The organism is Tenacibaculum sp. Cn5-46, assembly GCF_022347705.1.
Classification (GTDB): Bacteria; Bacteroidota; Bacteroidia; order Flavobacteriales; family Flavobacteriaceae; genus Polaribacter; species Polaribacter aiptasiae.
The window spans coordinates 373,870-391,817 of record NZ_JAKRGD010000003.1 but is presented as its reverse complement, the minus strand read 5'-3'; the positions used below and the strand labels follow the sequence as shown (position 1 = coordinate 391,817).

Here is a 17,948-nt window from a genome sequence, read left to right as displayed (position 1 = left end):
ATTGAATGAAAGATATTGATAGAGAAGATATTCAGATAATTGCCCAGCATAGCAATTGGTCTGAAAGCAGTATTCAAAAGATATTGAATACACAGGTGTATCACGATAAAACATCTTGGCAACAGTTTCTAAGATTGTTTTTTATGAGTTTGGGTGTTGGTTTTACAACCGCGGGAATTATTTTCTTCTTTGCCTATAACTGGGCAAGTATGCACAAATTTTTTAAACTAGGTTTAATAGAAGGGGGAATTCTACTACTCACCCTAGTTTTAGTAGTGGCTAAAATACCGTTAGATATAAAGAAAATAATAATAACAGGAGTTTCTATATTAGTAGGAGTACTGTTTGCAGTATTTGGCCAGATTTATCAAACGGGTGCCAATGCCTACGACTTTTTCTTGGGCTGGACTATGGCTATTGTTATTTGGGTAGTCATTTCAAATTTTGCTCCTTTGTGGTTGGTGTTTATAACGCTCATCAACACAACGCTTATTTTATATGCAGAGCAAGTAGCTCAATACTGGTCAGAAATTTTTGTATTTGCTTTGCTGTTTTGTATCAATGCATTGTTTTTAATAGCATTCTTATTGGTAAAGAAAATAAATGAGGGCATTAGTGTACCTAGTTGGTTTACCAATGTATTAGCATTGGCAGTGGTATTCTTTAGCACCGTAGGGATTGCAACAGGAATTTTTGAAAGAAACTCGGAAGCTTTTTGGGTGTTATTACTATTAGCAACAGGGCTGTATGGAATAGGAGTTCGATATGGATTGAAGGAAAGAAGTGTTTTTTACCTTTCAATAATTGCGTTTAGCTGTATTATTATTTGTTGTGCACTACTTTTAAAAATAACAGATGGGGAAGGAATGTTTTTCTTCCTGAGTCTATTTGTTATTGCAAGTGTAAGTGTTGTGATTAAAACCTTAACAGATTTGAAAAAGAAATGGAAGAATTAGCGAATAAAAAGGAACTGTTAGAAAGTATTCGTTTGGCGGAGGGCAAAGATTTTACCTATAACGAACAAGCGATTTTAGACAGTTATTTAAAAAAAGAAGAAAACAAATCGGGCTTAGCAATTAAGATACTTACCATTTTAGGAAGTTTTGTAGCAATGTTAGCATTTATAGCCTTTTTAGGAATAGCTGGTTTTTACAGTTCTGAAGCTGCTATGATATTTTTAGGAGGATTGTTTATAGTACTTGCTGTTGTAACTAATGTAGTAAAGGATAATCTTATTTGGGATACTTTTAGTGTTACAATATATATAACGGGATTTGTAATGCTTGTTTTTGGCTTGTTTGGTATGCGAATGAATGAAGATATGATATCCATACTCGTAGGATTAATAGCTTTTAGTACTTTAGTAATTACACAAAATTATATCTTATCGTTTATAGCTATACTTACCGTAAATGGAAGCTTTTTGTCTTTATTGTTAAATACAGAGGTTTACGATTTTATCCATATATATGTTGGAGTGATGGCTTTAATGCTAAGCTATGTGTTTTTAAAAGAGGCAAGAATATTATCATCCACAAAAAAGCTAGCGAAACTATACAATCCACTTAGGATTGGCGTGGTTATTTCCTTTCTAATAGGTTTGAGTATGTTGGGGAAGAAAGGAGCAATAGCATTGAATGAAAATTACATTTGGATTTCCTCAGTATTATTTATCATCATAGGAATGTATATTGTACATGTGATTATCAAAGTTCACCAAATAACACTAGCTAAAACCAAGGCGCTACTATATGTGTTAAGCTTTTTAATATTACTGTCAACTTTATTCTCACCAGCAATATCGGGAGCTATCATATTGTTGTTACTTAGCTTTTTAGTTAATTATAAAACAGGACTGGTTATAGGAATCGTAGCTTTAATCTATTTTGTTTCGCAATATTATTACGACTTGAGCTTTACTTTACTAACTAAGTCTATACTATTATTTGTATCGGGTGTGCTGTTTTTAGCATGCTATGTATTCACCACAGAAATGCTAGGAAATAATGAAGAAATATAAATGGATACTCATTCTTTTAAACCTTGCTATTTTATTAGTATTGTTTAATCGATCAATTTTTCAGAAAGAAGCCTTATTAGAAAACGGACAATTGGTTTTGTTTGAATTAGCTCCTGTAGATCCTCGTTCTTTAATGCAAGGAGATTATATGAGATTGAATTATGCGATTTCAAACAATATAGATACTGATAGTATTGCTAAAAGAGGATTCTGTGTAATAAAACTTACCGAGAATGGCATTGCAAAGAAAGTACGTATGCAAGATGGTAAAGAGCCAATAAACGAAGGAGAGTTTTTAATACGATACAACTTAAAGAAATGGGGAAGACTAAGCATTGGTGCTGAATCTTACTTTTTTCAAGAAGGTGATGCTAAAAAGTATGAAAAAGCTAAGTATGGAGGAATCAAAGTAGATACACAAGGAAACAGTCTTTTGGTTGGTTTGTATGATGAAAGCCGACAAAAAATAGAATAAACACCAGATGGTATATCCCCTTAAAAGCAGATAACTTCAATTATCTGCTTTTAAGACGATATTTTAAATTACTCGTTAACTATTTTCCATTTTCTGACGTATCAATTCCAAACCTAAATTTCCCATACTACCTAAATGACTGTGTTGTTTAGACCTGTCGGGAACATAGCTTCCTTGGTTTACCTCATTTCCTATTTTCTGATAAGCCTCACGGAAAGGCATTCCGTTTTCTACCAAAGTATTGATATTATCTACCGTAAATAGATACTGGTATTTTTCTGAAGTTAAATCAATGTCTTTGATAACAATCTGCTCAATGGCATAGTTAAAGATGAACAGAATTTCTTTCATACTTTCCAAAGCCTGTAGCATGTTTTCTTTTAATAACTGATAATCTCTATGATAACCACTAGGTAAATTATTGGTAATTAAAAGCATTTCGGATTGCAAGGCTTGAATCTTATTACACTTACCACGGATGAGTTCAAAAACATCGGGATTCTTTTTATGTGGCATAATACTACTTCCAGTGGTAAGCGCTTCAGGAAAGGAAATAAAGTCAAAATTCTGACTCATATACAAACAAATATCCATGGCAAAACGAGCTAGAGTATTGGCTAAGCTACCAACAGTCATGGCAACGGTACGTTCGCTTTTTCCTCTGCTCATTTGAGCGGCTACAACATTGTATTTTAGAGTAGCAAATTCAAGTTCTTGGGTAGTAAAAACTCTATCGATAGGGAAGGAGCTACCGTAGCCAGCTGCTGAGCCTAATGGATTTTGATCTACTACTTTTAATGCTGCATTTAAAAGATGCACATCATCAATTAAAAGTTCAGCATAGGCAGCAAACCATAAGCCAAAAGAAGAAGGCATGGCTACTTGCAAATGCGTATAACCAGGTAGTAAAGCTTCTTTATGAGTATCAGCCAATTGGAGCAGCGTATCAAAAAAAGATTTAGTCAAATGGTTGATTTCCTGTAAGCTCTCTTTATAATATAAATGCAGAGCGACTAACACCTGATCGTTTCTAGAACGAGCAGTATGTATTTTCTTTCCAACATCGCCGTATTGTTGGGTGAGTTCAAATTCTATTTTAGAATGTACATCTTCAAAGTGTGCTTCAATGGTAAAAGAGTTGTTGTTGATTTGCACAAGCAAGGATTCTAATCCTGAAAGCAATTGTTGAAGTTCATCAGCGGTTATGATGTTGATGCTATGTATCATTTTAGCATGTGCTATAGAAGCAAGTACATCGTATTTCGCAATATGCAGGTCAATTTCTCTGTCGTTACCTATGGTAAACAGTTCTATTTTATGGTCTATATTGGTTCCTTTATCCCAAAGTTTCATTTTTTTCAATTATCGGTTAACAATTATCAGTTAACAGTTATTAATACTCAATTAAGTCTTCCCGTCTTTCGTCTTTTGTCTAACTACTCAATACTAACATCTCAATACTCTCCCCAACAACTCCACATACAACTCAATCCCTTCTTCAATTTCATGGAGATAAATAAATTCATCAGCGGTATGCGAACGCTTACTATCTCCAGGTCCTAGTTTTAAAGAAGGACAACTCAATACAGACTGATCAGAAAGCGTAGGAGAACCATAAGTAGTTCGACCTAAAGAAATACCAGCTTGAACCAAATCGTGATGTATAGGAATGGAAGAAGAATTTAAATGCGTACTACGAGGAACAATACTATGACAAGGCGCTTCTTTTTGAAGTAAATCGACAATTTCCTGATTCGTGTACTGGTCGTTTACACGAACATCAACCACTAAGGAAACTTCGGCAGGTACAGCATTGTGTTGTTTCCCTGCATTGATTTGAGTTACCGTCATTTTTACAGGACCTAAGACCTCAGAAGTTTTTTCAAATTCATAGTCTTTAAACCATTGTAACACATCTATACTATTATAAATAGCATTGTTAGTGTTAGGATGAGCAGCATGACTCGGAGTTCCTTTAACAATTGCATCAAAAACAACTAAACCTTTTTCGGCAATGGCCAATTGCATTTGCGTAGGTTCGCCAACAATAGCCACAGCGATTTCTGGAATACTAGATAACATACTGTTTAATCCGTTAGCTCCGCTGCTTTCTTCTTCAGCAGAGCCTACAAATACCAAGTTATAAGCTAAGTTTTCCTGTGCATAAAAATGAGTGAAAGTAGCCAATAAAGAAACTAAGCATCCACCAGCATCGTTGCTTCCTAAACCGTATAGTTTACCGTCTTCAACCTGTGCTTCAAACGGATTTTTGGTATAGCCTTTATTAGGTTTTACCGTATCGTGATGAGAGTTAAGTAATAAACTAGGCTTTTGTGCATCGAAATGTTGGTTTACTGCCCAAACATTGTGTTGGTTTCTTTGAAAAGGTATATGATGGTTAACAAACCAATTTTCAAGCAAGGCAGCTGTAGCATCTTCTTCAGAAGAAAAAGAAGGTGTTTCAATTAGCTTTTCTAAAAGCTCAATGGCTTCAGTGGTTAATATATCTAGTGTTTTCATGAAGCTTGTATGGTAGTAAATTTAGAATTTTGTTTGTATAGCATGGCTGGTTTTCCAAGACATACTTTATGTACTTGATGGTCTATAGCATAGAAACAATTGTTTAGTTTAGGTAACATCCCATTGACTATAATTTGCTGTGATAGTAGGTCTTGGTAGGTTTCTTTAGTAAGATGTTCTATCACAGAATCGTCGTTTTCTACATTGATTAATACTCCGTTTTTTTCAAAACAGTAATAGAGTTCCGTTTGATACTGTTGTGCAAAGCCTATGGCTAGCTCAGCTGCTATGGTATCGGCATTGGTATTTAACAATTGTCCTTCTGTAGAATGTGTAATGGCACAAAAAACAGGTGTAATATGTTGGGCTAATAAGCTTTCTAAAACAGTGGTGTTTACTTTAACCACATCGCCCACAAAGCCATAATCAATATCTTTTACAGGTCTTTTTACTGAAAGAATCGTATTTCCATCTGCTCCCGTAAAACCAAGAGCATTGCAAGCATTCTTTTGGAGTGTTGTAACTATGTTCTTATTGATTTTTCCTGCATATACCATGGTAATAAGATCTAAGGTTTGAGTATCGGTAATTCTTCTCCCATCGGTCATTTGTACCTTAATATTCATTTGTTCGGCAAGCTTGGTTGCTAGTTTACCTCCTCCATGTACCAGTATTTTCGGACCTTTTATAGTTGAAAAGTGATACAGAAAGTCGTCCAAGGCTTTTGGATCGTCAATAATATTGCCGCCTATTTTTATTATTTTAAGTGTTTTCATGAGGATAGGTTTTCTATAATTTTCTTCAATACTATCTGAGCTGCATAGGTTCTGTTATTGGCTTGTTGTATAACTATAGAAGCATCACTATCTAACACAGCATCTTCTACAACTACATTTCTTCTTACAGGCAAGCAGTGCATAAATTTGGCGTTGCCTAAAGTTTCTTTGCTAAGCATCCAATCAGAATCTTCCGAAAGTATCTTTCCGTATTCAGAATAACTACTCCAGTTCTTTACATAAACAAAATCAGCATCTTGTAAGGCTTTTTGTTGATTGTATTCAATGGGAATATCTTTAGTTATTTGAGGATTCAATTCATAACCTTCAGGATGTGTGATGGAAAAATCAATGTCTATTTCCGACATCATTTTTACAAAAGAATTGGCAACTGAATGAGGCAATGCTTTGGGATGTGGTGCCCAAGACAATACTACTTTTGGTTTTTGTATGGTTTTCAACTCTTCAATAGTAATGACATCTGCCAAGGCCTGTAGTGGATGCGCAACCGCACTTTCCATATTAATAACAGGAACAGTGGCATACTTTACAAAACTATTCAAGACAAAATCGTTACTGTCTTTTGCTTTATCTTTTAATGATGGAAAAGCCCTTACTGCAATAATATCGGCATACTGAGAAACTACTTGTGCAGCTTCTTTGATATGTTCAGCAGTATTGAAATTCATCATAGTTCCGTCTTCAAACTCAAGCTTCCAAGAATCGTTCACGTTTAATACCATTACATCCATTCCTAAGTTCTTGGCTGCTTTTTCAGTACTTAATCGCGTTCTTAAACTTGCATTAAAAAATAGCATGACTAAGGTTTTATGTTTTCCAATGCTTGCATATTGATACGGGTTTTTCTTTAAAGCAATGGCTTCTTGAATGGTATTTGGAATACTTTCAAGGTCTTTTATGTTGGTATATTTTTTCATGATTGTTTGTTTAACTCGGTTATTAGTCCTTCAAAAAAGAAATCGACTTGAGGCTCTTTCAATGTTAATGGCGGAAGGATTCTTAATAAATTCGGATTCTTGGCACTTCCTGTAAATATGTGTTGCTTAAAGATGAGGTTCTTTCGTAAGTCTGCTATCGGAAAGTCGAATTCGAGTCCTAGCATTAAGCCTCTTCCTTTTACTTTTTTTATTTGAGGGATTGTTGCTGCTTTTTGTTGAAAGTAAGCTGAAATATGCTTGGCATTGTCTAATAATTGTTCTTGCTCTAAAACAGTTAAAACACTTAACGAAGCTGCACAGGCTAAATGATTACCACCAAAAGTAGTTCCCAACAAACCATAAGATGCTTTGATGCTTGGGTGAATTAAGATACCACCAATAGGAAATCCATTACCCATACCTTTTGCCATAGAAATAATATCGGGTTGAATTCCGTGTTTTTGAAAGGCAAAGAAATCACCAGTTCTTCCAAATCCCGATTGCACTTCATCTGCAATCAATACTGTTTGGTACTTTTTACATAAGTCAGACAAACCTTGGTAAAAAGGAGTAGAACTTTCGTCCAAACCACCAACTCCTTGAATACATTCAATAATAACAGCACATACATCGCCTTTTTGCAATGCTTTTTCTAAGGTTATTAAATCGCCCAATTGGCAGAATTCAACTTCTTGCTGTGCATTGATAGGTGCTACAATCTTAGTGTTATCAGTAGCAGCAACAGCAGCTGAGGTTCTTCCGTGAAAAGAGTTTGAGAAAGAAAGAACTTTCTTTTTACCCGTATGAAAGGAAGCTAGCTTTAAGGCATTTTCATTGGCTTCGGCTCCCGAATTGCATAAAAACAATTGGTAATCCTTACAATTAGCTTGTTGTGTTAATTTCTTAGCCAAAGCTTCTTGCAATGGATTCTGAATAGAATTGCTATAAAACCCTAAATCGCTTAATTGTTTTCTAATGTTTTGTACATAAGTAGGATGGGAGTGCCCAATAGAAATAACAGCATGCCCTCCGTATAAGTCTAAATATTCGATACCGTTTTTATCGTATACAAAAACATCTGCTGCCTTTACTGGGGTAATGTCAAACAAAGGATATACATTAAATAAACTCATAATTGTTCCGATTTTATAGTGTTAATTTTTTGGTAGGATGCCACCATTCCTTGGATAAGTGATGAACTTAATCCTTGGTGTTCCATTTCATTTAGTCCCTCAATAGTACAGCCTTTAGGAGTAGTTACTTTGTCTATTTCTTGCTCTGGATGATTGCCATTGGTAATTAGTAAGCTAGAAGCTCCTTCGCAGGTATGCATGGCTAGCTCCTGTGCTTCATGAGCATCAAAACCTAATTGAATAGCAGCTTGAGTAGTAGCTCTAATCATTCGCATCCAAAAAGCAATACCACTAGCACAAACAACGGTAGCTGCTTGCATTTGCGATTCTGGAATAATGATAGAAGTCCCTAATTTGTTAAAAATAGTCTCTGCAGTACTTATTTTTTCTAATCCTTTAGCATTACCAGATAAACAAGTCATTGATTTTCCTACAGCTATTGCGGTATTTGGCATAGCCCTGATGATGCTGTTTTCAGTACCTATGATTTCTTCAATCTTAGCAATTGAAAAACCTGTAATGGTAGAAATAACCAGATGATGTGATTTTAATTCTGCTTGTATTTCGGCTAATATCTTTGTTAAATGTGCTGGTTGAACAGCTAAAAGAATAATGTCTGAATTTTGAATTGCTTCTGTGTTGTTACTTGTTAAGAAGACATTGTCAATAGTTTCGAATTCTTTAAGAGCTGCTATGTTTCTTTTGCTTAAGTATAAACTGCTAATTGCCTTCGTATTAATAAGTCCTTTAGCAATAGATTTACCTAAGTTTCCTGTACCTATAATTGCTATTTTCATGTATTTGTGTTTTGTTGTTAAAAGAAGTTTGCTTTTAGTTGTAATCCTTCAGATTCCTCAAAACCAAATAGTAAATTCATATTTTGAATGGCTTGCCCTGAAGCTCCTTTTAATAGATTGTCAATAATGCTTGTAATCAAAAGTTTGTTGTTGTGTTTGTGTAAATGAATCAAACATTTATTGGTGTTTACTACTTGTTTTAAGTGTATTTGATTCTCTGAAACAAAAGTGAATGGAGCTTCTTTGTAATACTCCTGATACATAGCTTTTACATCTTCCAAACTTCCTTCAAAATAGGTGTAAGCTGTGGCGAAAATTCCTCTTGAAAAGTCACCTCTGTTAGGCATGAAAACGAGTTCATTATCAAAACTAGTTTGTAAGGTTTTGATAGACTCAGTAATTTCTCCTAAATGCTGATGTGTAAAAGGTTTGTAATAGGAAAAGTTATTATCTCTCCAAGTAAAATGAGTAGTTGGAGATAAAGAAGTTCCAGCTCCTGTAGCTCCTGTTACTGCATTAATATGTACATCTTTACTAAGTAATCCTGATTTAGCTAATGGCAATAAAGCGAGTTGAATTGCTGTGGCAAAGCAGCCTGGATTTGCAATGTTTTTGGCCTTTTGAATGTTCTCTTTTTGTAATTCTGGTAAACCATAAACAAATTCTCTCTCTTGAAAAGCTTTGTCTTTAGCTAATCTGAAATCGTTTCCTAAATCAATGATTTTAGTCTTGTTAGAAAAGACATGACTGTCTAAAAACTTCTTAGAATTTCCGTGTCCCAAACATAAAAACAACACATCTACTTTTGGGTTGATGGTATCTGTAAATTCCATAGTTAAAGAGCCTTCTAAATCTTGATGAACAGCACTAATTTTATTCCCTGCATTGGATGTACTGTATACAAAGTTCAATGTAGCCTTTGGATGTTGTAGTAATAATCTAATTAGTTCACCTGCGGTATAACCTGCACCTCCTATAATTCCTACTTGTATCATGTTGTTAAGAATTTACTTGTTGATATATTTTATTCTGATTTCCTAAGATTTTGATAAATCCTTTGGCCTCGTCTGAAGTCCAGCTGTTATTTTCCTCACCATAACTACCAAACTTAGGGTTCATCAAATCGTGTTTAGAACCAATACCATCTAATTGAAAATGATAAGGTTTTAAGGTTACGAACACGTCGCCTGTTACTTTTTCTTGACTACTGTTTAAAAAAGCTTCAATATTTCTCATTACAGGATCTAAATAATGTCCTTCGTGTAAATGCATTCCGTAAAAGCTGGCCATGTATTCTTTATGTTGTAATTGCCATTTGGTTAAGGTGTGCTTTTCTAACAAGTGATGTGCTTTAATAAGTATCAAAGCAGCCGCAGCTTCAAAACCAACACGTCCTTTAATCCCTACAATGGTATCACCTACATGAATATCTCTACCAATGGCATAAGAACTTGCAAGTTTGTTTAGCTTTTGTATGTTGTTTTCTGGAGTATCGTTAATGGAGTTTAAGCTTATAAATTCTCCTTTTTTAAAACTTAGTTTTATTGTTTCTTCTCCTGTTTTTTCTAATTGAGAAGGATAGGCCTGTTCAGGTAATGCTTTATGAGATGTTAAGGTTTCGTCGCCACCAACACTGGTTCCCCAAAGTCCTTTGTTTATTGAGTATTTAGCTTTTTCCCAAGAGAGTTCAATACCATTGTCTTTTAAATATTGAATTTCTTCCTGTCTCGATAATTGTTGTTCCCTAATTGGGGTTATAATTTTGATTTCTGGAGCAATAGTTTGGAAAATCATATCAAATCTTACCTGATCGTTTCCTGCACCAGTACTACCATGTGCAATATATTCTGCTCCGATACTTTTAGCATAATTAGCAATTTCAATTGCTTGAACTATTCTTTCTGCACTAACTGATAAAGGATAGGTGTTGTTTTTTAATACATTTCCAAAAATGAGATACTTCACTACTTTTTCATAAAAGGTAGAAATGGCATCAATATTTTTATAAGTTGAAACGCCCATTTTGTAGGCATTGGTTTCAATAGTTGTGATTTCTTTTTGTGTAAAACCTCCTGTGTTTATACTAACCGCATGTACTTCGTATCCAGCTTTAGATAAGCTAACAGCACAATAAGAAGTATCTAATCCTCCACTATATGCAATGACTAATTTTTTCATTTTTTATCTTTTTTTAAATAGATGCTTTCTTTAATTCTCTTTAATCTTTGAAACACCTTTTCTTTGATTTTTACCTTGTTATTATTTGTTGTTGATGGATTGTATAACATGCCCGTACACAAGCACATTTGTTGTTTTGTTCGCTGTAAAACATCGTAGTTTTTGCAAGTCTGACAACCTTTCCAGAAAGAAGCGTCATTGGTTAATTCTGAAAAAGTAACGGGTTTGTAGCCTAAGTCGCTATTTAGTTTCATAACAGCCAATCCCGTAGTAATAGAGAAGATTTTAGCGTTTGGAAACTTAGTTCTAGAGTGCTTAAAAACAGTTGCTTTAATTTTTTTAGCAAGTCCAATTCCTCTGTAATCTGGATGAACAATTAATCCAGAATTGGCCACAAACTTACCGTGACTCCATGCTTCGATATAGCAAAAGCCAGCAAACTTATCGCCATCTAAGGCAATAACAGCATTGTTGTTTTCTAGTTTAGTAATGATGTATTCAGGTTTACGTTTGGCAATACCTGTACCTCTAACTTGAGCAGCTTCATCAATTGTTCGACAAATGATATCGGCATACTTTGCATGCGATTTATCTGCAATAACAATTTTCATTGTTCTTGATTTTAAATTAAAATGATTGTAAAATGGATTGTTTTTGAAAAGAAGAACCGGACTCACCTAGGTTCAATAACCGACTAACACCCTGACGGGCGACGGCGGAAAATAGGGCGTACAACAACTGGACTATTCGAAAGAATAGCTATAGGAAAAACCGATATGTAGTTGAAATTGTACAAGAAATAAAAAATAAAAATTACGTATATAGGGTATGGTTTGTTAGCTTTTAGCGGCGGCGGCGAAAGCGAACAAATGTACTGGGAACAGTACTACGTATTTTATTTTTTAAAGAATTCATGCCGCAAACATATAAAATAATTTTTACTTTTTTTCGAAATAAATTAGGATAATTAAAAAATTATTCTAAATATTTGTGGCATAGAACGAATGAATAAACAGATTTTAAATATCATTTCTATTATCGTCATTGTGATTATTTCACAAGGATAGAAGGGATGTGTTTAAATTATAATGTAGTATAAGAAAAGGCTTCCTAAATTTAGGAAGCCTTTTTTAGTTAACAAAAGATATGAGTAGAAACTTAAATATCGTAGTAGTATTAATTATTGTCATTATTAGCTCACCGCCGAGTTGATACAGATAATTATTGCTATACAATAAAGCCTGTGTCAATTTAGATGCAGGCTTTTTTTTGTACTGAATATTAGAGTTTTAAATATGTAACTAATTAAAAATCAATAAAATGAGTTTTAAATCCGTCAAGTAGATATCATTAAATCACAGAAAAATAAGAATTAACTAAAAAGACAATAAAATAATTTCGAACAGCAAAACAACTAAAAAGAATGTATTACAAAGAGGATAGTATCATTTTTTATAACGGAAAATTTATCAAAGCATCGGAAGCTACAGAGAATCCATATAGCCAAAGTTTACATTATGGAAATGGCGTTTTTGAAGGAATAAGAGCTTATAATACTCCGAACGGTACAAGAATTTTTAAATCAGAAGCCCATTATAAACGCTTAAAATATGGAGCTGAAGTAATGAATATTCAGTTCAACTATACAGAAGAAGAACTTACTAAAATAACATATGAATTGTTAGAAAGAAATGGGTTGAAAGATGCATATATACGCCCGTTAATCACCACTGGGGCAGATATGAGTTTGGTAACTTCTAATGAAACGAATTTAATTATTCAGTGCTGGGAATGGGGAAAATATATGGGAGATAAGTTATTGCGTGTTAAAACATCTTCATTTCAAAGACCAAATCCAAAAGCATGTTTTGTAGAGGCAAAGGTTACTGGACATTATATCAATTCTATTCTTTCAACAAATGAAGCTAAACAAAATGGTTATGATGAAGCTTTGTTGTTAGACATGAATGGAAATGTAGCTGAATGTTCTGGTGCTAATATTTTTATGGAAAAAGATGGAAAGTTGTATACGCCACCACGTGGGCATATTATGGCTGGAATTACAAGATCTACGGTTATAGAATTATGTAAAGAAGAAGGGGTTTCTATTGAAGAAAAGCACTTTACACTAGAAGAATTGAAGAATGCAGATGCATGTTTTTTTACAGGAACCGCTGCTGAAGTAGTAGGATTACAATCTCTAGATACTTATGAATTTCCTCTTGCATGGGAAAAATCACACGGATATCAATTAATGAAATTATATAAAGACGAAGTACTAGGCTTACGTCAAAAAAGAAAAGCGAGTTAGAATGGAATTGAATAAATTCAGTAAACAAGTTACACAAGACGACACACAACCAGCAGCACAAGCAATGTTGCACGCGATTGGTTTGTCAAATTCAGATTTACAAAAGCCACTAATTGGAATTGCAAGCACAGGGTATGAAGGTAATCCGTGTAATATGCATTTAAATGATTTAGCTAAGTTGGTAAAAGAGGGAACTCAAAATGCCGATTTAGTTGGACTAATTTTTAATACAATTGGAGTTTCTGATGGAATTTCTATGGGAACACCAGGAATGCGATTTTCGTTACCATCGAGAGATGTTATTGCCGATTCTATGGAAACCGTAGTACAAGCTATGTCCTATGATGGCTTAGTAACAGTAGTAGGTTGCGATAAGAATATGCCGGGTGCTTTAATGGCAATGTTACGATTAAACCGACCATCAGTTTTGGTGTACGGAGGGACTATAGCCTCTGGATGCCATGAAGGAAAAAAGTTAGATGTAGTTTCTGCATTTGAGGCTTGGGGAGAGAAAGTAGCAGGGAAGATAGACAACGAAGAATATCAAAATGTTATAGAGAAAGCATGTCCAGGAGCTGGTGCTTGTGGAGGAATGTATACTGCAAATACTATGGCTTCTGCAATTGAAGCTTTAGGAATGAGTTTACCGTATAATTCGTCAAATCCAGCCATTAGTAAAAACAAAGAAGATGAGTGTGTAAAAGCAGGAGAGGCTTTACGTGTTTTATTAGAAAAAGATATTAAACCATCTGATATTGTTACTAAAAAATCAATGGAAAATGCGATTCGTTTGGTAACAGTTATGGGAGGTTCAACCAATGCGGTATTACACTTTTTAGCAATAGCAAAAGCCGCAAATGTTGAGTTTACGTTGAAAGATTTTCAGCGTATTTCAGATGAAACTCCATTCCTTGCAGATTTAAAACCAAGCGGAAAATACTTGATGGAAGATGTGCATCGGGTGGGAGGAATACCAGCGGTGCTTAAGTATTTATTAAAGAAAGGATTATTGCATGGTGATTGCTTAACCGTAACAGGAAAAAAATTAGCCGAAAACTTGGAAAGTGTACCGGATTTAACAGAGAATCAAGATGTAATTAAGCCTTTAGATGCGCCTATAAAAGCAACGGGACATCTTAGAATGTTATATGGAAACCTAGCAAAAGATGGTTCAGTAGCAAAAATAACAGGAAAAGAAGGATTGTTTTTTACAGGAAAGGCAAAAGTTTTTGAAGGTGAGTATGCTGCAAATGATGGAATTAGAGAAGGGAAAGTTACCAAAGGAGATGTTGTTGTTATTCGATATGAAGGCCCTAAAGGCGGACCAGGTATGCCAGAAATGTTAAAGCCAACTGCCGCTATTATGGGAGCAGGCCTAGGAAAAGATGTTGCTTTAATTACCGATGGACGTTTCTCTGGAGGAACACATGGCTTTGTTGTTGGACACATTACTCCAGAAGCACAAGACGGAGGAGTAATTGCATTGGTAAAAGATGGAGATACCATTTCGATTAATGCAGAGAACAACTCAATTACTCTTGAAGTTTCAGAAGCAGAACTAGAAGAAAGAAAACAACAATGGAAGGCACCTGAATTAAAAGTAAACAGAGGTGTTTTATATAAATACGCTAAAACAGTTTCATCAGCATCTAAAGGATGTGTAACCGATGAATTTTAATACCTGAAGTTATGACCACAAAAACAAAAACACAATCTTTAACACAAACAAAACAGCAATTGCATATTTCAGGAGCAGAAGCTGTGGTAAGATGTTTATTAGAAGAAGGAGCAGATTTGATTTATGGATATCCGGGTGGGGCAATTATGCCTGTATATGATGAGTTGTTTAAGTATCAAGATAAAATACATCATGTACTTACACGTCATGAGCAAGGAGCAACACATGCTGCGCAAGGGTATGCTAGAGCTACAGGGAAAGTTGGAGTAGCTATGGCTACTTCAGGACCAGGAGCAACTAACTTAATAACAGGAATAGCCGATGCTCAAATAGACTCCACTCCAATGGTATGTATTACAGGACAGGTGGCAGAGCATTTATTAGGTTCGGATGCTTTTCAAGAAACAGACATTGTGGGTATTTCTACACCAGTTACTAAATGGAATTATCAGATAACAAAAGCATCAGAGATACCAGAAATATTTGCAAAAGCATTTTATATTGCTAAATCAGGGCGTCCAGGACCTGTATTGATTGATATTACTAAGAATGCTCAATTTGATACATTCGATTTTGAATATGAAAAATGTACCAATGTTCGAAGTTATAAAGCACAGCCCGAAGTAAGTTTAGAAGAAGTTAAGGAGGCTGCTACGTTGATTAATGCAGCCAAAAAACCTATGATTGTTTTCGGGCAAGGAGTTATTCTTGGAGAAGCTGAAGAAGAATTTAAAGCTTTTATTGAAAAAACAGGGATTCCATCGGCATGGACCATTTTAGGTTTATCAGCATTGCCAACAGAACACGAATTAAATGTTGGTATGGTTGGAATGCATGGAAATTATGCGCCTAATAAATTAACTAATGAATGTGATTTATTAATTGCTGTGGGTATGCGATTTGACGATCGAGTTACAGGAAGTTTAGATACTTATGCTAAGCAGGCAAAGGTTATTCATTTTGAAATAGATCCAGCTGAAATTAACAAGAACGTTCAAGTTGATGTTGCAGTTTTGGGAGATGTTAAAGAGAGTTTAGCAGAAATATTACCATTGGTAAATCAAAATACACATACAGAATGGTTGGAAGAATTTAGCAAACTCGAAGCTGTTGAATTTGATAAAGTAAAAAAAGACGACTTGTTCCCAACTAAAGAAGGATTGACCATGGGAGAGGTTTTAAAAGAAATCAATAATGCTTCGGGAGGAGATGCTGTTATTGTTTCAGATGTAGGGCAACACCAGATGTTTGCGTGTCGTTATGCAAAATTCAATAAAACTAAAAGTAATATTACTTCTGGAGGTTTAGGAACAATGGGATTTGCTTTACCAGCAGCTATTGGAGCAAAAATGGGGGTTCCGAATAGAGAAGTTGTTATGATTGCCGGAGATGGAGGTTACCAAATGACAATTCAAGAATTAGGTACCATTTTACAAACCAAAGCAGCCGTTAAAATAGTGGTTCTTAATAATGAATATTTAGGAATGGTACGTCAATGGCAACAATTGTTTTTTGACAAACGATATGCATCAACAGAAATGACAAACCCAGATTTTGTTGCTATCGCTGAAGGATATAGTATAAAAGCAAATAGAGTAACTAAAAGAGAAGATTTAGCTAAATCGGTTCAAGAAATGATGGAATCTAAAGAAGCGTATTTTTTAGAAGTATGCGTAGAAAAAGAAGATAATGTATTTCCAATGATACCAACAGGAGCCTCAGTTTCAGATATAAGATTAGAATAATTATGGAAAATAAGCAAACATTTACAGTTTCTGTATATACAGAAAATAACGTGGGATTATTGAATAGGATTTCAGGAATCTTTTTAAGAAGGCATATCAATATTGAAAGTATGAATATTTCTAAATCGGAAATAAAAAGTGTTTCAAGATTTACATTATTAGTCAAGGTAACCGAAGAGCAAATAAAGAAGATTATTGGTCAAATAGAAAAGCAAGTAGAGGTTATTAAGGCTTATTATCATACAGTTACAGACACGGTTTATCAAGAGTCTTGTTTGTTTAAGTTAAGCTCAGAATCTTTAATAGAAAACGATCATATTCAAACAATTATTAATAATAGTAAATCGAGAGTAATTAATATAAACAAAGATTTTTTTGTACTTGAAAAGTCAGGGACAAAAGAAGAAATAGAAGAGTTATATCATGCATTAGACAAACACGGAATTATGCAGTTTGTTCGATCAGGACGTATTGCAATAACAAAAGATGAAATGAGAATTTCCAAATTATTAGAATCAGAAATTGAGAAAAGATATTAAAATACACGATACAGCCTTTATGACTTCTATTTTTAGAGCTATGAATGAATCGTTAAGTAACGACTCGTATTCTAAGCTATGGAATAATAAAAAGACAAAGGTGTGGGTGGACGATTATTTGAAAGAAGTTTCCAATGAAGAAGTCCATACCCATTGTGTACGCAATAGATTTTTCTTAGAAAAGATTAAAGAACGATTACATGAAGTAGAGGTGCTCATTAATTTTGGAGCAGGCTTTAGTATGTATCCTTTTTTGTTAGACGAATCAATAATTCATATCGAAATTGATAAACCAGACATTGTTAATAATAAGCAAACTCAAATTTTAAATTGGATTTCAAAAGGTGAATTGCCTCAAAGAGATATTCATTTTATTGGAACAGATTTCAGTCAAAATTATGAGGAAGACTTATACACAAAAATAAAGACGATAAAGAAAGATAAGAAGTCTTTTATTTTAATTGAAGGTGTCTTGTTTTTTCTAGATATGAATCAAGCAAAAAGAATATTTAATTTTTTCGACAAGGTTCAAAAGACAGGAGAATATATAGGGAGTGTTTCATTTAAACATACAATAAAAGAAACCAAAGTATTTTCAAGATTGTTACAGTTTTTTAATGATAGAATTTTAAAAACATCGGAGGATGATTACTTAACAATAGATACTAGTTTTTATACAAAACAGCCAAGGTATACTATAAAAGAGCATAAAGATTACTTTATGTATTCTAAAGAATTAAACAATAAAATAAACCAAAACGCAACAGATATTTTAAATGAAAACTTTTATCTGTTACAAAAAACAACATAAAAAAGCGTAAGGCTAAAAACTATAAGT

At 34.1% G+C, this 17,948-nt stretch carries 17 protein-coding genes; 8 read left to right on the top strand and 9 right to left on the bottom strand.

Going from position 1 to position 17,948, the window contains the following annotated elements:
• Positions 1-5: 5 nt before the first annotated feature.
• From MHN29_RS08445 to MHN29_RS08435, 3 genes are read left to right on the top strand one after another with little or no spacing between them, the layout of a single operon-like run.
• Positions 6-956 carry a DUF2157 domain-containing protein gene (locus tag MHN29_RS08445; RefSeq protein WP_235274065.1) on the top strand — a complete coding sequence of 317 codons (951 nt, stop codon included), beginning with the start codon at positions 6-8 and terminating at the stop codon, positions 954-956.
• On the top strand, positions 944-2,020 hold the full coding sequence (locus MHN29_RS08440; RefSeq protein ID WP_235274064.1) for a DUF4401 domain-containing protein: 1,077 nt from the start codon (positions 944-946) through the stop codon (positions 2,018-2,020). Before MHN29_RS08445 ends, MHN29_RS08440 begins: the two co-directional genes overlap by 13 nt.
• On the top strand, positions 2,007-2,495 hold the full coding sequence (locus MHN29_RS08435; RefSeq protein ID WP_235274063.1) for a GDYXXLXY domain-containing protein: 489 nt from the start codon (positions 2,007-2,009) through the stop codon (positions 2,493-2,495). The genes MHN29_RS08440 and MHN29_RS08435 overlap by 14 nt, the downstream gene beginning before the upstream one ends.
• A 75-nt stretch (positions 2,496-2,570) precedes the next feature.
• On the opposite strand, the gene argH is transcribed toward MHN29_RS08435, so the two are convergent.
• From argH to MHN29_RS08390, 9 genes are all read right to left on the bottom strand, one after another.
• A complete protein-coding gene (gene argH, locus MHN29_RS08430; protein WP_235274062.1) occupies positions 2,571-3,848 on the bottom strand; it encodes an argininosuccinate lyase in 1,278 nt (425 codons plus the stop codon).
• A 93-nt stretch (positions 3,849-3,941) separates the two neighbouring features.
• The gene (locus MHN29_RS08425) at positions 3,942-5,015 is read right to left on the bottom strand and encodes a M20 family metallo-hydrolase (RefSeq protein ID WP_235274061.1); all 1,074 of its coding nucleotides are present in this window, start codon (positions 5,013-5,015) and stop codon (positions 3,942-3,944) included.
• Complete coding sequence (argB, locus tag MHN29_RS08420; protein WP_235274060.1) at positions 5,012-5,791, bottom strand: acetylglutamate kinase; 780 nt, start codon at positions 5,789-5,791, stop codon at positions 5,012-5,014. Before argB ends, MHN29_RS08425 begins: the two co-directional genes overlap by 4 nt.
• Entirely contained in the window at positions 5,788-6,729 is a 942-nt protein-coding gene (locus tag MHN29_RS08415) for an N-acetylornithine carbamoyltransferase (protein ID WP_235274059.1), read from the bottom strand. Before MHN29_RS08415 ends, argB begins: the two co-directional genes overlap by 4 nt.
• The gene (locus MHN29_RS08410) at positions 6,726-7,862 is read right to left on the bottom strand and encodes an aspartate aminotransferase family protein (RefSeq protein WP_235274058.1); all 1,137 of its coding nucleotides are present in this window, start codon (positions 7,860-7,862) and stop codon (positions 6,726-6,728) included. The genes MHN29_RS08415 and MHN29_RS08410 overlap by 4 nt, the downstream gene beginning before the upstream one ends.
• Entirely contained in the window at positions 7,859-8,659 is an 801-nt protein-coding gene (proC, locus tag MHN29_RS08405; RefSeq protein WP_235274057.1) for a pyrroline-5-carboxylate reductase, read from the bottom strand. Before proC ends, MHN29_RS08410 begins: the two co-directional genes overlap by 4 nt.
• A gap of 17 nt (positions 8,660-8,676) precedes the next feature.
• Positions 8,677-9,654: an N-acetyl-gamma-glutamyl-phosphate reductase gene (argC, locus tag MHN29_RS08400; protein ID WP_235274056.1), complete on the bottom strand. Its 978-nt coding sequence runs from the start codon at positions 9,652-9,654 to the stop codon at positions 8,677-8,679.
• A 4-nt stretch (positions 9,655-9,658) separates the two neighbouring features.
• The gene (locus MHN29_RS08395) at positions 9,659-10,837 is read right to left on the bottom strand and encodes an argininosuccinate synthase (protein ID WP_235274055.1); all 1,179 of its coding nucleotides are present in this window, start codon (positions 10,835-10,837) and stop codon (positions 9,659-9,661) included.
• Positions 10,834-11,448: a GNAT family N-acetyltransferase gene (locus MHN29_RS08390; RefSeq protein WP_235274054.1), complete on the bottom strand. Its 615-nt coding sequence runs from the start codon at positions 11,446-11,448 to the stop codon at positions 10,834-10,836. The genes MHN29_RS08395 and MHN29_RS08390 overlap by 4 nt, the downstream gene beginning before the upstream one ends.
• Positions 11,449-12,260: 812 nt before the next feature.
• On the opposite strand from MHN29_RS08390, the gene MHN29_RS08385 reads away from it, so the two are divergent.
• Genes MHN29_RS08385 through MHN29_RS08365 form a run of 5 tightly spaced genes read left to right on the top strand, consistent with a single transcriptional unit; the run spans position 12,261 to position 17,921 of the window.
• Positions 12,261-13,148, top strand: a complete 888-nt coding sequence (locus tag MHN29_RS08385) for a branched-chain amino acid transaminase (RefSeq protein WP_235274053.1) — start codon at positions 12,261-12,263, stop codon at positions 13,146-13,148.
• Position 13,149: 1 nt separating this feature from the next.
• Positions 13,150-14,826: a dihydroxy-acid dehydratase gene (gene ilvD / locus MHN29_RS08380; RefSeq protein WP_235274052.1), complete on the top strand. Its 1,677-nt coding sequence runs from the start codon at positions 13,150-13,152 to the stop codon at positions 14,824-14,826.
• Between the two features lie 11 nt (positions 14,827-14,837).
• Positions 14,838-16,571, top strand: a complete 1,734-nt coding sequence (gene ilvB, locus MHN29_RS08375; protein ID WP_235274051.1) for a biosynthetic-type acetolactate synthase large subunit — start codon at positions 14,838-14,840, stop codon at positions 16,569-16,571.
• 2 nt (positions 16,572-16,573) lie between these two features.
• A complete protein-coding gene (gene ilvN, locus MHN29_RS08370; protein WP_235274050.1) occupies positions 16,574-17,110 on the top strand; it encodes an acetolactate synthase small subunit in 537 nt (178 codons plus the stop codon).
• Complete coding sequence (locus tag MHN29_RS08365; protein WP_235274049.1) at positions 17,094-17,921, top strand: class I SAM-dependent methyltransferase; 828 nt, start codon at positions 17,094-17,096, stop codon at positions 17,919-17,921. The genes ilvN and MHN29_RS08365 overlap by 17 nt, the downstream gene beginning before the upstream one ends.
• Positions 17,922-17,948 lie beyond the last annotated feature (27 nt).

Excerpts from the sequence above, each read along its gene's own strand:
- MHN29_RS08445 (WP_235274065.1), top strand. The coding sequence starts at position 6 with ATGAAAGATATTGATAGAGAAGATATTCAGATAATTGCCCAGCATAGC.
- MHN29_RS08440 (WP_235274064.1), top strand. The coding sequence starts at position 944 with ATGGAAGAATTAGCGAATAAAAAGGAACTGTTAGAAAGTATTCGTTTG.
- MHN29_RS08435 (WP_235274063.1), top strand. The coding sequence starts at position 2,007 with ATGAAGAAATATAAATGGATACTCATTCTTTTAAACCTTGCTATTTTA.
- argH (WP_235274062.1), bottom strand. The coding sequence starts at position 3,848 with ATGAAACTTTGGGATAAAGGAACCAATATAGACCATAAAATAGAACTG.
- MHN29_RS08425 (WP_235274061.1), bottom strand. The coding sequence starts at position 5,015 with ATGAAAACACTAGATATATTAACCACTGAAGCCATTGAGCTTTTAGAA.
- argB (WP_235274060.1), bottom strand. The coding sequence starts at position 5,791 with ATGAAAACACTTAAAATAATAAAAATAGGCGGCAATATTATTGACGAT.
- MHN29_RS08415 (WP_235274059.1), bottom strand. The coding sequence starts at position 6,729 with ATGAAAAAATATACCAACATAAAAGACCTTGAAAGTATTCCAAATACC.
- MHN29_RS08410 (WP_235274058.1), bottom strand. The coding sequence starts at position 7,862 with ATGAGTTTATTTAATGTATATCCTTTGTTTGACATTACCCCAGTAAAG.
- proC (WP_235274057.1), bottom strand. The coding sequence starts at position 8,659 with ATGAAAATAGCAATTATAGGTACAGGAAACTTAGGTAAATCTATTGCT.
- argC (WP_235274056.1), bottom strand. The coding sequence starts at position 9,654 with ATGATACAAGTAGGAATTATAGGAGGTGCAGGTTATACCGCAGGTGAA.
- MHN29_RS08395 (WP_235274055.1), bottom strand. The coding sequence starts at position 10,837 with ATGAAAAAATTAGTCATTGCATATAGTGGAGGATTAGATACTTCTTAT.
- MHN29_RS08390 (WP_235274054.1), bottom strand. The coding sequence starts at position 11,448 with ATGAAAATTGTTATTGCAGATAAATCGCATGCAAAGTATGCCGATATC.
- MHN29_RS08385 (WP_235274053.1), top strand. The coding sequence starts at position 12,261 with ATGTATTACAAAGAGGATAGTATCATTTTTTATAACGGAAAATTTATC.
- ilvD (WP_235274052.1), top strand. The coding sequence starts at position 13,150 with ATGGAATTGAATAAATTCAGTAAACAAGTTACACAAGACGACACACAA.
- ilvB (WP_235274051.1), top strand. The coding sequence starts at position 14,838 with ATGACCACAAAAACAAAAACACAATCTTTAACACAAACAAAACAGCAA.
- ilvN (WP_235274050.1), top strand. The coding sequence starts at position 16,574 with ATGGAAAATAAGCAAACATTTACAGTTTCTGTATATACAGAAAATAAC.